We start from the raw sequence: 13,897 nt of genomic DNA, 5'->3' as shown, positions 1-13,897 counted from the left end.
TTTATCAAAATTAGTTCGTCTTTTTGTAATTCTTTACACTAGCTGCTTCGATTTTTATCAATTCATTTACATTATTGAAGCTCTTAACTAATGCGCTAAGTGAATCTTTACTGTTCTGTTCACCAAGAGCCCAAGCCGCACCAGCACGAATTTCAGGCCCATATTTTTCATCTTGCAGTACAGTAGCTAAAATTTGGCACGCCTTATCAGATTTAATTTCAGCTAAAACTATGACTGATTCCAGAACATTTTGAGCATAATCATTTTTCAGTAAACATTCTTCTATAAAGGTATAGCCATCATTTTTCCCAAAACGAGCTAAACTAGCTGCTGCCTCTAATTTTACGTAGATATGTTCATTAGCATCAGCTATTCTTTCCAATAATGCCTTTTCTGAATTTTTTGATTTAAAGAAAGATAAAGCCTTTGATGCGGCATATCTATCACTAAGATCAGTGCTATTAAGATTTAAGATAAAGTGAGACTCATCTACAGGGATAGAAGTAAAATCCTGTTGAACAGGAACAGAGGATGCGATTATCTGATTTTGTTTAATTTTTTCACCAGCAAGAACTAAAGGTGTAATTTCTATTCCTTTCTTTTTAAGACTTAAGCTGATTGTTCTATTATCACTGGCTCTTGAAAATTGAATTCTATCATCTTTTATTTGTATGACTGTCCCATCTGACGATGCAACTGCGGATGGCCATGTGATTCTCGCTTCAAAACCTTCTTCTGCTCCCTTAGGCTTTACATAATCCACCGATCCATTTTGAGCTGCTTCTCTGAGGGCTTTTACACTTACATATTGCACTACTTCATCTGCCTTCCAATCAATCGGCTCTTCCCCCTCTTTTGAACAAACAACTAAAGCCACAAGGTCAGAGTCTTTAAGACCATAATCCCATCCTCTTGTCGGGTCGGATTCAGAATGTGACATCGATATTTCAAGCTTTGTTTTAGCTCTTGATTCAATACGAACCCCACAATCAACCAATAAAATATCGGGAACTCTTATTCTCTTTATCTTAATTTTCTTCCATATTTTGTAACTCATTGATCCACGTTCTAATTCGATTGGTTGATGCCCTAGATCAATAAGATTTTTATATACTTGTTTTGTCCCAATTGCCCCAATGGAAATTTTCTCTAAAAAACTGTCGTCAGACTTAAATGATGCCATAGAATATTTTCAAATTGTAAATTTACTTTATTGTCCTGCTGTTAGCAAAAAAACAGGCTCTTTTGCTTGCGAAGTGTCAGGCTGTGTATTGGGGCAAGCAAATGTGTCTGTTTGCGTGTTGGCCTTTTTCGCATGAAGCACAACGGTCCAGCATATGGCGTGTGGCGGTTTACGGAGATCATTCCCTTCCTTCCAAAACGAGTTTGATTAAAAGTCCAAAACCTTGGTCTTAAGGCTGAACCCGCCATAAGCTATATGCAATGTTATCGGCTGTTATTTTTCTTCCAATATTTTCAGCAAGTGATTGTTAAGGTATAATTTTTCCTTGCCAACCTTTACTGATTGTAAAAATCCATTTTTCTCCAAAGTTTGCAAGTAATTCCCAACTGTTTTCGGATTACCTAGTTTTTCGTCAATCAAATGTTGACGTTTGGTGTATGGTAAACGAAATAAAATCTCTATTAAATCTTTGGAATAAATTTTTGGTAGTTTCTTTTTGATTTCGTTTCCAATTTCATCCATTGTTGTTGTGATTTTATTCAGCCGTTCCAAGCCTTTCCTTGCTGTCTCTTCAATCATATCCAACATATATAAAAGGTAGGCTTCCCATTCGCCATTTTCGGTGACGTCCTGCAATCTTCGGTAGTATTCCGTTTTATTATGGATGATGTATTCACTCAGGAATATGGCAGGTGTATCTAATAAACCTGATAATTTGAGATACAGCAATAATAAAATTCGTCCTGCTCTTCCATTACCATCGGAAAAAGGATGTATAGCTTCAAATTGATAATGCATTAAAGCCATTTTTATCAAAGGATCAAGGGTGTTATCCTCGTTGATAAATTTTTCCAAATTCGCTAACTTATCACGGATAACGGTTTCACCACTTGGTGGAGTATAAATCACTTCACCTTGCGTATTGCTCAAAGTTGTTCCTGGTGTAACACGTATTGATGCGTTATTTTCTTTGATGCACTGGACTACTTTAATACAAAGGTTTGTCGTAATGAACGGCTTTTTTTTGAGATGTTCCAGACCCAACCAAAGTGCTTCTTTGTAACTCAGTACTTCTTTTGTTGCAGAGTTTCCCACTTTTCTGTCCGCTACCATCGATTTATAAAGTTCGTCATTGGTGGTAATAATGTTCTCCACCTCAGAACTTGCCTTTGCTTCCTGTAAATATATTGTATCTAAAAACAGAGTAGGGTTGGGCAAATTCAGCAATGTTCCGTTTAGCATTGCTAATGCTCTGCCTGCCGAAATAGTCTTTCGAAGTATTGTTTTGGTTTCAATGTCTGCTTTTGGCGGTAGCAGTGGCAGGTCATTGTATGGTATTTTTCTGTCAAATTCGCCCATTTTATCAAGGGTAAGTTTTACTCTCATCCATCCAATAAGGGTAAAAATACACAAATTTTACACTTGTTTTACCGATAAGGGTAAAAACTGCTCTCGTTAGTTCTTTGTCCTGCCATTGTTGTAATGATCTTGGTTTTCTGTCAAATAGCCGATAACGTTTGAATATATGCAACGTTGCACATATATCCACTATAGCGCAGTTTATCTGTTTATAAATACTTACAAACATTTAAAACCGGCTAAAGCAGCACCAATATAACTTTATTTAGTGTTGCCTACCAGTTTAATTTTACCAATATATAAAATTATTTTCCAAAGAACAGCATGAAGATATAACGAATTAAATGCAGGACTACTGAGCCTGAGAATCTCCGCTGCGCTGCGTTCAGGATGAAGCGGAAAACTCCTCATCCCTTAAGTTATGCTAGACCCCCGCCACATCATCCAGGGCAGTATTTCTTTTTTCTTTTAATACACTCGCTATCATTATCCCAAAGCCGACAGCAAAAGCAATGGAGCCAATTCCTCCGATACCACTAACGTACATCATTATAGTAACGTAGTCTGTATCGGTATTGAATAAAAATTGGGGAGCAAAGGTGGTAAAAACCGAGACAGCAAAAATAATTACCGAACCGATTGTCATCAGTATGCCGTCAATACTTTGTCTTTTAGACCAATAATAGAGGCAGAAGCCTATAATCACCATTTGTGGTAATTTAAATAACAATGGAAATAGAAAAGCGGTAAGGTCAATCATGAGTAAGTTTAATTTTTCCTAAAAGTATGGCTGTGTTAGAGATTTTGCAAATGGTTAAAACATACCTTGTGGGCGAAAAAACGTATGTAACGAACTTTCATCAACAACAGGTTTAGTACATGACGGTTATCAAGCGTCCTTAATCTTCTCATTAAAATCCACCGCAAGGGACACCCAATAATCGAAATCGGCCGGTGTTTTCAGACTATCTGCATGAATATAAACATATCCTCTATACTCCCGCCCTTTCATTACTACCGTAGTGCAGCCTTCTCTTTGTAGCGCCTCTTCATGTAAGGCCGGATCGATGCGGCACATCATACGGTTGGCATTGGCTGTCATGCACATTTTATTATTCACCATAAAAGCTAAACCGCCAAACATCTTTTTCTCTTCTACATCCGGTAAATGAGCAAGCGCCTGCCGGATGTGGGTTGCTATATCCTCACTGTAAGCCATGAGTGTAAATTACTTGGAGTATTTTATCAAATGTAAGTGTATCAAAGAATATGGTCAATGAATTCAGTGTATTCTTTTTGCTCAGTCATGTTGTAAAACTTTTGATCTGTTGTGAGGCACTTCTCGGCTTGAGCACGTTGCAACACGTTCGTCTCCAATGCGGCATGCCCGCACACCCACGCTCGAAATCATCACTCTTGCCGGAGTGTGTCTGCCGGGTTGGCTATTGCAACCCTTATGGTATTGAAACTAACGGTACACAGAGCTATCAAAAGAACTAAAAAACCACCTATAAGAAACGGAACAGGCGCAATATCAATTTTATACTCAAATTGATGGAGCCAGTTATTGACGAAATACCAGCAGAGGGGAGCGCTTACAGTAAAAGCCATGGCTACAAGCCACAGAAACTGCTTTAGGAAAGTAAATATGAGCTGGCTTATGGAAGCTCCAAAAGCTTTTCTAATGCCTAACTCAGCCTTTCTTTGTTCGGCAATAAAGGCCGACAACCCAAAGAGTCCTAAACATGACACCACAATAGCAATGGCAGAAAATATGCCGCTGAGTTCACCGACCTTCCTGACCGCAACATATTTTTCAGCAAACTCTTCATTTACAAAGCTATAGTCAAAAGGATAGCTGTGCTCGTATTTATCATAGACTGCTTTTATGCCGGCAATTGTTTCTTCCAAGTTGCCTCCATCTTCCAAAGCAATGTATGATCCCCAGATCCTGTGGTCGGTGATGATGATAACTACAGGACTGATCTTTTCAAAAAAACTTTTATTGTGAAAGTCCTCTACTATGCCCACTACCTGTCCCTGGGCGCTGAAGGTTGTAATCGCAGCGCCAACAGGATCATTCAATCCCATCACTTTTGCTGCTTCCTCATTCAATAAAAACTGTACATTTATACTGTCTGATTTCAGCGGAGCATCCAGCTTCGTTTTAAAACGCAACCCAAAGGTCTCAACAAAATCTTCATCTGCCTGGATTATATCAAAGGTTATATTTTCATTGTCAGGGTTTCCGGGCCAGCTCACTTCTATGGTAGAGCTAACGATCGAAAATGGGCTGCTTGATGAAACTGTCATATTTTTCACCCCCGGAAGCGCCATCACATCATTTTTATATGCGCTCGGGTCGCCCATGATGCCGTTGAGATGATGAAAAATGATATTGTCCTTGTTCGCTCCCAGGTCCTTATTCATCACATATTCAAATTGTTTGTAAATGAATATGCTGCCGACAATAAATATGAGTGACAGTGTAAACTGTACCACAACCAACAATTTTCTAAAACCCCCAAAAGCCTTACCGCCTTTGTAAATACCCTTTAGTACTTTGCTTGGGCTAAAGGCTGAAAGATATAATGCAGGATAAATGCCGGCCAACAAGCCGGTAGCCACGCATGTCAGGCAAACTATACCCATAAAATAGGGATTATCCAGAGGCATTTCTATTGCCTTGCCGGTAAGTGCGTTGAAAAATGGAAGTAGCGCCTGGGTAGTCGTGACAGCGATAGTTCCACTAACTAAAGCCAAAAGCACCGACTCCCCAAGAAACTGAATTATAAGACTGTTCTTATGTGCACCTATGGTTTTTCTGATCCCAACTTCTTTGGCCCTTTGTGCTGCCTTAGCGGTAGAAAGGTTCATAAAATTGATGCATGCAATAAGGATGATCAGGAGGCCGATGACCGCGAACATTCTTACATAGATAATTCTACCCTCCGCTGCAATACCCTTGGTAAAATTCGAATGGAGGTATAACTCCTGATAAGGATAAAGATAACTTGTCGTTTTCAGGCCTTCGTAATGCTGATAAATGATCTTCGATATCGCATCTTCTACCTCAGCCTCAACAGCTTCTTCTTCGAGTAAAACAAACAAGGGTTCATTATAAAGGCTCCATTTGTTGTACCAGGGCCTGTGGTCCAGATATGTTTCATAAGGCATGATATACTCAAGCTGTAAGCTTGACTGCTGGGGTATATCTTTAATGATACCCGTCACGGTGTAGTCATTGCGGTAGCCCCAGTCATCAACAGTTATTGATTTACCCATGGCATCTTCCCCCTGGAATATCCTCTCGGCAAGTCCTTCTGTGATTAATAATGAAAACTTATTATTAAGAGCGGTCTTTCGATCGCCCTTCACCAATTCAAAATCAAATACCTCCAGAATATTTGTATCCGCATATATCCCTGCTTCTTCTATTTTCCTGTCCACATACTTAAAAAGACTGAAATGAGGTTTAGACATTTTAATGGTCTGCGCTATACCTGGTACCTCCGTGGACAATACTTCAGCAAATGGTATTGGTGAATTGGTGGTGACTTCAGGCTTTCCGTTAAACTCGATCTCATTGATCACTTTATAAATTCGATCGCCCTTTTTATGTTGCTTGTCAAACGAATATTCATCATTTATCCACAATCCGATAAATAATGCACTGGCAAGCCCGATGGCTAATCCAAAGATGTTGATGGTTGAAAATATCTTGTTTCTTACCAGGTTCCTGATCGTAGCTTTGAGATAATTTTTGAGCATTTCCAAATTAGTTAGTAAACTATTGCAATACATTTACATGCTAAAACTAACAACATGCCAGAAATACAACTTATTAATAAACAATTACTTGTATAAAAAATATATCATATTCAACTGAAAACCGCTTCATAATGACACAGTAAACGTGTATCAATATGATACGATGTCCGTTCAAGCTCCTGAAGCACGTTTTGCTACATATTTGCATTCTCTCAAGTTTAACTAACGTGGGTTCGATATAAAATGCTTAAAAAAGGGTAGTCATCCTCAGGAGAACTACAACTTTGAGTTGATTTTGTGGATAATTACATTATGCCATTATGCCATCATTAACCACAGAAGTAAGCAAAGAAGGAACAGAAATCATCATGTCATCCTGGAATTTTTGTAGAGCAACGGGAGAAAATATTCAGGATCCCCCTGATCCATGACGGTAGTGGGGAATTGAATAATTCTCTGACTATCAGCATGTAATGAAAACTTTTCAGTGGTACGTGAGGAAGGATCTTTCCTAAGTTGCTGGCAGTATCCTTGAACTTAGTAATTCTTCGTGCCTCCCCGAAGCAAGTTCCATAGCTGTTAACTTAACAGTAAATATAGTCCCAGAGGACATACGCGGTAACTTAAAGAAACTATGACTTTTAGAAAATACATATTTCACACCTCACCCATCAAGAGCCTGTGCTTTTACTGCAGTCTGTACATCCCTCTCCTTGAGGAGACTTGAGGAGAGGGCGGTTCTTCTGTGCTTATATTTCAGCCTGTTCAAGGGTGAGGTGATAACTCAATGCCAGGAATAAAAATGATTGGATTTAGAGTTTTTCCATCATTTTACGAGGTCTATAGGCTTTGAGTTCCTAGCGGAGTGCTTAAGTTAACGGCTATGGAGGCAAGTTCGGGACAGGCAGAATGATCTTAAAGAGGTTTTTTAGGTCTGTTTAACTCCGTAAGTCAAAAAAATAAACACAATTCAGGTTTCCCAAAGCTTATGCTGAGGAATGTACCTGATTAGGAACCCTCAAAAATGTGTAAGGTAGAGACTAATCAGGGAATCCTGAAATTCAGGATGACTCCTGAAGGGGATTATTAAGATGGACTCAAAGGGGTAGTTTGATGCAAGAACACCAAAAAAAGGGAGGAACTGGGATCAGTGAATGCTAATGACCTACTGAAGGCGCAGCGATGATGTAACCGCGAGGTCGCAGAGGGGGCTCAGAGGGCACAGCGTAATTCTATGCCCGTTCAGTGCCTCCCCGGCGTTCTCTGTGGTTAAATTAAAGATGTAGATTTTCAGGTTTGTTTGAAGAAGGTGTCAGAAAAAGGCACCTTTTTTTGCAACCCAACGAGACAAATTCCACAGAACTCAGAGAATGATCAAATCTGCAGCTACATCTATGTCGGGTTTACAGGAGATTAATTTTAAATGCCATATTCTGGCAAGATTTCATCTTTTATGCTTTCGAAAAGGTTTTATTAATACTTTTCATTCAGGCACTTTTTTGTCTCTCCGCTAGTTTGCTCGCAAATATTGCTGCCAGTTCACCGAGGTCATTCGCTTGATGAAATTCGTATGCCGGTATGGCTAAGGATAATTCCTCCTGTATTCTTGCTATTAATTCAGCACGTCCAATGGAATCCATCCCAAGGGGAGATAACATTGAAGATCGCGTAATCGGCCCATGCTCTACGCCTGAAGAGATATCAGCCACGTGAGCAACAATCAAATCGTAAATGTGGTTTTCAGTCATATCATTTCTGTTTAAGTTGAAACTAATTTTGATCTAACCCGGCTGGCCGGGCTGGATCTGTAAAAGTCTATTTCATGCATTTTATATTCTGACCATTCGTCAGTCGCCAATGCTCCACTATAGCCGTTGGCAAACTCCAACTCTGTAACAAGCCACTGCTCATCCTCATATTGTACGGAATTATTCTTCACCTCAAGTTCGTCCAGTGAAATGGCAAATCCTCTACCATCTGCCTTGATGACACTCTCTTTGATGGTCCAATATCTGTAAAATTCCTTCAATGGATTGTTTGCCCTATTTATTTCGTCCCACTGACCAGGGGTCATCAGACTATGGAAATTTTTGAAGTTTACTTTTCTGTTTTCTTCAATATCGATGCCCAGCCTGATATTCTTACCAATAGCACAGACTACAAAATCACCGGAGTGCGATACATTAAAGTCATAGCCAGGCAATGTTAAATATGGCCGTTGGTATGAATTATACCTTATATAATCCCAGATGTTCCTCTCAACTCCATACATCCGTAGTGCTTCTATAAGAAGCAATTTCCCAAGCAGATGTTCATGTCTGTTCTGCCAGCGCAGAAAGCGAGAGTTTCTTTCTCGTAACTCTGGCGATAGCAACGACAGATATTCCGACATAAGGTCCTGCTCCAGTGGCTCTTTAAATGACGTAAAAAATATATTTATCATCGGCATCACCTAACCTTTTCAAATTCGGCAATAGAGGCCGTGTCGAATAATTTTAAGAATATGGCATTGAATATTTCATCAATCGAGTTAACATCCAGAAACTGAGGCGCTCTGTTTCCGATGAAAATAAGCGGGACGGGATTTTTGGAATGGCCTCCAAAAGACAGATCTTCGATATTTCCATGATCGCTTGAAATTAAAATATGGACATTTTCAGCCTTATCGGTAATCACTCCTTTGAGAAATTCATCGAACATTTCCAGGAACATAATGGATTTATCCATATCCTTTTTATGACCTATCAGATCAGGCAAAAAGCATTCGAATAAGACAAGGTCATAGTCATCGGTTATATTTTTAAGGTTTTGTCCTGCCTTAAACGGAGATACTAAAGGCACCCTGTTGTTGGGTATATCCTGCAGAGTACTGTTGGTAATGTCCCAATGTACCGCTCTGTTTTCTATAAGATCATCAAGGGTATTAAAATTTGTTCTGGCAGCTAAAACACACCGTGTTGTAACGCTATAGTTGGGTGAGGTCTTATCAAAAGATTTGAAAAAGCCATCGGTATAGGAGTTAGCAAAAATACTCTTGATGTGCTTTTCCCTGGCATATTTTAAGATCGACCTTTTGTTGATCAACGATATCAACTGGTTGTTGGGATACGCCATCAAATGATGCCCCAGAAATGCCTGGGCATTAAAACCGGTAAATAGAGACGTCTGCCCTGTTGCGCTTTGAGGTATTCCGTCCACGCCCAGGCAGGCATCTATACCTTTTACCAGTATATCCGACTCTACTACATTGGTATGGCGGGTTAGCGGCTCGCCAACCAGGCTGTGCATTGTGGGCATGGATGCTTTTGTCAAAGGGTTAGTATCCACATGCTCGCCCAAGCCGATGCCATCCAGGAAGATAAATATTAGTTTGTTTTTCATCTGCTACATTTTAACTGAATAAAACTCCTGCTTGTGTCTTCTGCAGGTTCATTACACTACAGGTTTTACTTCCCTTAGATCGAAGTAGCCATTGTAGCCTTTCATGTACACTGCTGCCCGGTGGCCAAACAATAGCATCGCCTCTGTCCTGGTTTCCAATTCCGTGTCGTAGAAATCAGAAATCACCTTAGTTCCAACGGGATGAGCTTTATTCCATTGCTCTACAAGTGTTGTAGCGTCCGGTTGATGTTTTTGTACGGCAGTGTTTTCCTTCTTCCTTGCATTGTCCTCTTTTACAGGCTTGGCGGCTGGTTTTGCGCCACCTGATACAGTTTCAGGTGCTTTTTTACCGTTCGACCCGGCTTTTGATGTGGACTGGACATTAGCAGCTTTTGCCTCTCGATCATAATCTCTTTTGATGTATCCAATCAGCTTGGTCAGTACATCCCCCACACCAAGCTCTTCAAATTCCACCTCACCCTGGTCCAAAATGTAAGTCATGCTTTCAGACCACCTCACACTATTAGATAACTGGTCGATCAGGTTATCGGCAACATTTTTAAATTCGTATGGTTTGCCCGTTACATTGGCTATTACTTCTATTTTCGGCTTTAAGAATTTAGTCTTCTTCACCAACTTACCGAATTCCTTCGCAGCATCTTCCATATAGCGCGAATGAAAAGCTCCGCTTGTATTTAAGGGAACAAACATTGTGTTTGCTTTCTCAAAATAGGGCTGTGCCTTGTTAATATCTTCCTTCAGACCGGAAACCACGATCTGCGAAGGAGCGTTTAGGTTCGCAATATCGATTGTGGTCAGGTTCGCTTCTTTAAGGATCGCCTGAATTTGTTCTTCCGAAGAATTTAAAATTGCAGCCATCCCTCCGTTTTTGGCCTGGCTCATCAGTTCTCCTCTCCTTTTTACCAGCTTGAGACCATTTTCAAAACTAAAAACCCCTGCCGCCTGCAGCGCGTTATATTCTCCCAAACTATGGCCTGCCAAAAAATCCGGCTTCTCTCCTGCTTTTATTTTCTTTTTATAAGACAGCGCATTCACCACATACAGTGCGGGTTGGGTATACTGCGTCTGATTCAATTGCTTATCCGGATCATTAAGACAAAGATCTTTTATCGAATAACCCAGTATCTTATCTGCTTTTTTTGTCAGTTCCGGAAACTCATCAAAAAGGTCCCCGCCCATTCCTTTTCGCTGGGAGCCTTGTCCCGGAAATACATATGCTTTCTTCATTTTCTGCTTTAATTTTAAGTGTTTTAAATAAAAGGTGAGGTCATCAACCACAATACGAAGGCCTTTTAACTGCTCACTGCTGTTGCTTCCGATTGCGAGGCAATACTTTCACGTTCCTTATCGTAGATTTCTGTCAAGAATTCCACGGCAAGCTTATTGAACTGCTCGGCACAATCGAAGTTGGAGACATGTCCTGCATTGTCAAGGATCTCGAGTCGCGAGTTTTTCAGAATACGGTTCATTTCCTCTCCATGGCGAAGAGAGATCGCTTTGTCATACTTTCCCCAAACAATCAGGATTGGTACATCTACTGTTGCCAGACGATGTATTTCATCACTTAACTTGTCAAAAAAGTTTTTCCTGAGTACGGTTAAAAGTACTTCTGTTGTATGACGTATTTTATGAAAGCATGTCACATGCTCAAAATAGTGTTGTGTAACAAGCTCGGTTTTATGCACAAAGGCTTCTTTTAGGCTATTTTTTCTAATAGCTTCGGTTTTTAAACCAAATATAAATTCTCCGACTCCCCGGATACAGGCTATTTTGCTGTCTAACGGAGGTTTATTAGGCAAACCTGCTGAGTTCACCAATATCAGTTTATTTACCCTTTCCCTATGCAACAAGCAAAACAGAATAGCCGTACCGCCTCCCATGGACTGTCCGGCAAGAGAGGCCGTTGGTATAGATAGATGATCCATAAACTGTAAGACCTGGTCAGCGTAAAGCTGATACCCGTAATCAAGCGGCTCGCGTGTGCTATACCCAAACCCCCAAAGGTCCAGCGCATATACTTTATGATTTTTTGCCAGTGCATCTATATTCTCAGCCCAGAGGTATGAGTCATAGAAAAAACCATGCAGCAGGATCACAGGGTCTCCCTTCCCCTTTTCTATATAATGTGTTCTGCGCCCACTTAGGTCTATGAACTTTCCCCGCGCATATTTTTCTGACCAGGAATCAAGTGACTGACTATTCCATTTAATATTTTTTAGCATATCTCTTTAATATGAATTCTTCTGTTAGTAAACATTCAGTTATTTATGTTCCAGGACGACAGAGGTGTTTATTCCGCCAAAGCCAAAAGAGTTGCTCATCGCAACGTTAACCTGGTGGTTAACCGCCTCAGCTCCGCAAAATTTCAGATCTTTAAGTACCGGATCTTCAAGATTTTTATTCGGATGGAGAAACCCCTCCCTCATCTGTAATACTGTGGCTACCACTTCCACAACACCTGCTGAATACAGGCAGTGACCCGTCAGGCCTTTTGTTGCATTAAGCCATACATCCGGTGAATGGCTTCCAAAAACATTTTTAATAGCTTCGGCCTCAGTTTTATCCCCCAGAGATGACGAGCTGCCATGGGTATTGATGTAGTCAACATCCGAAATGGACAGGCCGGCCTGTTCCAGAGCGGATAGCATAGCTTTTGACTCTCCGTTTACATTCGGATTAGCTGAACTGTTGCTGTCAAGATTTAAAGAGCCTCCTTTGATCTCTGACAAAAAGGGTACTCCCCTCCTGGTTGCACTTGATTCTGACTCAAGGATTACACATGCGCTGGCCTGTCCGTAAATAAAGCCTTCATGCTGTGTATCAAAAGGACGGCAAGCCTTCTCCGGTTGATCAATATATTTTTTACCGCCCATGGCTCCTATATTAATAAAACCTTGTATATCCATGGGTGACAAGTCAGCGATAGTACCTACCACCAGACAAACATCAGTAAAACCGGAAAGCACTTGTTGATACCCTTTGATAATGCCTACGTTGCCGGTGGCAGAGGCGCCTCCCACTACAAAGCCTTCACCCTGTATACCAAATAGTTCACTCAAAACTCCCACCTGGTTGGTCTCCAGAAACTCAAGTGCATACCGGGGCGACAGGTATTCAGGGTTTTTGCGAAATTTTGGCATCAGATCATATTGATAGTTCTGAGTGCTGTTCTGACCGGCCACAATCAGCCCCACCCACTCGGGCAAAGGCTTGTTGTCAAATAATCTGGCATTATGCCATGCTTCTATGGCAGATATAATGGAAGTCTGAATAACGAAAGGAGCTCTCTGGCCCAAGCGCCTGGCATGACGGCTTTTCTCGTCCGGCACATCTTCAAAACGATCCAGAAGTGCCTGAAAGGAAAAATCCTGTATTTCCGCTGCAATATCAACAGCTACTTTTGGTTCCTTTTTACGAGAGGTTTGTCTGATACCGGAAATGCCACTCTTCAAAGAATTACAAAATGAGGAAACATCACCACCTATAGAAGAGACTATCCCCATCCCTGTAATTCCAACTTTATTTTTATTCAACATTATTTATCTCACATTACATAACAAAAAAAGTAAACAGGTCAGGTCGATGTCGACCTGGCGTAATTGCGGATAAATCACATCGTATTGCCTTCGCTGACGGCAGCATAGTTCTCTGCCAGTACATCGACCAACCCTTCAATATTGCTGACATTCGCGAAACTCATCAAAGGTATTTTGAGGCCTAGCTCTTCCATTGACATGGTAACAACTTCCATCCTGTCTATGGAGTTAGCTCCCAAATCCCTTAAACTCTTATCCATTGTGATCTGCTCTGCTTCCACATCCGGAAGTATTTCCATAACGACATTCTTTACTGTTTCAAATACATGTTCTTTTGACATAGTTTCTCTTATTTAGATTGTTATATACTTGGTTTATTTATTTTTTAGTATTGAGCATGAGAAGACCCAAGTCAGAAGGCCTACTCACACCTTTTGCCTACTGTTTTTGCCTGCTGCCGTCCGTTCATCCCCCCTGCCCGATCCCCCAATGTTATTAAGTTAAGAAAAACCTCTTCTTAGAAGTACAGTCATCTCACCTGTCCTGAGCTTGCTCTCGGGGACCCAAGGGAGAGATCCATGCACCTTTGGAGCAGCTACTTGTGCATAGATCCCTCCAAAGTACCAATGACAAGTTGTGCAATACA

At 40.8% G+C, this 13,897-nt stretch carries 12 protein-coding genes; all 12 read right to left on the bottom strand.

Features of this window, described 5'->3' with window-relative positions; genetic code table 11:
* Positions 1-10 precede the first annotated feature (10 nt).
* A complete protein-coding gene (locus C900_RS26285) occupies positions 11-1,183 on the bottom strand; it encodes a HEAT repeat domain-containing protein (protein ID WP_040497615.1) in 1,173 nt (390 codons plus the stop codon).
* A 273-nt stretch (positions 1,184-1,456) separates the two neighbouring features.
* Positions 1,457-2,569, bottom strand: a complete 1,113-nt coding sequence (locus tag C900_RS26280; protein WP_009583484.1) for a Fic family protein — start codon at positions 2,567-2,569, stop codon at positions 1,457-1,459.
* 397 nt (positions 2,570-2,966) lie between these two features.
* Complete coding sequence (locus tag C900_RS26275; RefSeq protein ID WP_009583482.1) at positions 2,967-3,302, bottom strand: hypothetical protein; 336 nt, start codon at positions 3,300-3,302, stop codon at positions 2,967-2,969.
* A 129-nt stretch (positions 3,303-3,431) separates the two neighbouring features.
* Positions 3,432-3,761 (bottom strand): TfoX/Sxy family protein, encoded by a 330-nt coding sequence (locus tag C900_RS26270; RefSeq protein ID WP_009583481.1) that lies wholly within the window; start codon positions 3,759-3,761, stop codon positions 3,432-3,434.
* A gap of 191 nt (positions 3,762-3,952) precedes the next feature.
* Positions 3,953-6,313 carry an ABC transporter permease gene (locus C900_RS26265; protein ID WP_009583480.1) on the bottom strand — a complete coding sequence of 787 codons (2,361 nt, stop codon included), beginning with the start codon at positions 6,311-6,313 and terminating at the stop codon, positions 3,953-3,955.
* A gap of 1,487 nt (positions 6,314-7,800) precedes the next feature.
* Entirely contained in the window at positions 7,801-8,061 is a 261-nt protein-coding gene (locus tag C900_RS26260) for a phosphopantetheine-binding protein (RefSeq protein ID WP_040497614.1), read from the bottom strand.
* An 11-nt stretch (positions 8,062-8,072) separates the two neighbouring features.
* The gene (locus C900_RS26255) at positions 8,073-8,756 is read right to left on the bottom strand and encodes a 4'-phosphopantetheinyl transferase family protein (protein ID WP_157494246.1); all 684 of its coding nucleotides are present in this window, start codon (positions 8,754-8,756) and stop codon (positions 8,073-8,075) included.
* Between the two features lie 5 nt (positions 8,757-8,761).
* On the bottom strand, positions 8,762-9,694 hold the full coding sequence (locus tag C900_RS26250; protein ID WP_009583477.1) for an alkaline phosphatase family protein: 933 nt from the start codon (positions 9,692-9,694) through the stop codon (positions 8,762-8,764).
* A 51-nt stretch (positions 9,695-9,745) separates the two neighbouring features.
* A complete protein-coding gene (gene fabD, locus C900_RS26245) occupies positions 9,746-10,942 on the bottom strand; it encodes an ACP S-malonyltransferase (protein WP_040497616.1) in 1,197 nt (398 codons plus the stop codon).
* A gap of 65 nt (positions 10,943-11,007) precedes the next feature.
* Positions 11,008-11,937, bottom strand: a complete 930-nt coding sequence (locus C900_RS26240; RefSeq protein WP_009583475.1) for an alpha/beta fold hydrolase — start codon at positions 11,935-11,937, stop codon at positions 11,008-11,010.
* A gap of 39 nt (positions 11,938-11,976) precedes the next feature.
* Complete coding sequence (locus C900_RS26235; RefSeq protein WP_040497612.1) at positions 11,977-13,251, bottom strand: beta-ketoacyl synthase N-terminal-like domain-containing protein; 1,275 nt, start codon at positions 13,249-13,251, stop codon at positions 11,977-11,979.
* Between the two features lie 74 nt (positions 13,252-13,325).
* The gene (locus tag C900_RS26230; RefSeq protein ID WP_009583473.1) at positions 13,326-13,592 is read right to left on the bottom strand and encodes an acyl carrier protein; all 267 of its coding nucleotides are present in this window, start codon (positions 13,590-13,592) and stop codon (positions 13,326-13,328) included.
* Between the last annotated feature and the right edge of the window lie 305 nt (positions 13,593-13,897).

Source organism: Fulvivirga imtechensis AK7 (assembly GCF_000331535.1).
Lineage (GTDB): Bacteria > Bacteroidota > Bacteroidia > Cytophagales > Cyclobacteriaceae > Fulvivirga > Fulvivirga imtechensis.
The sequence above is the reverse complement of the archived record's forward strand: the minus strand, read 5'-3'. Positions and strand labels throughout refer to the sequence as shown.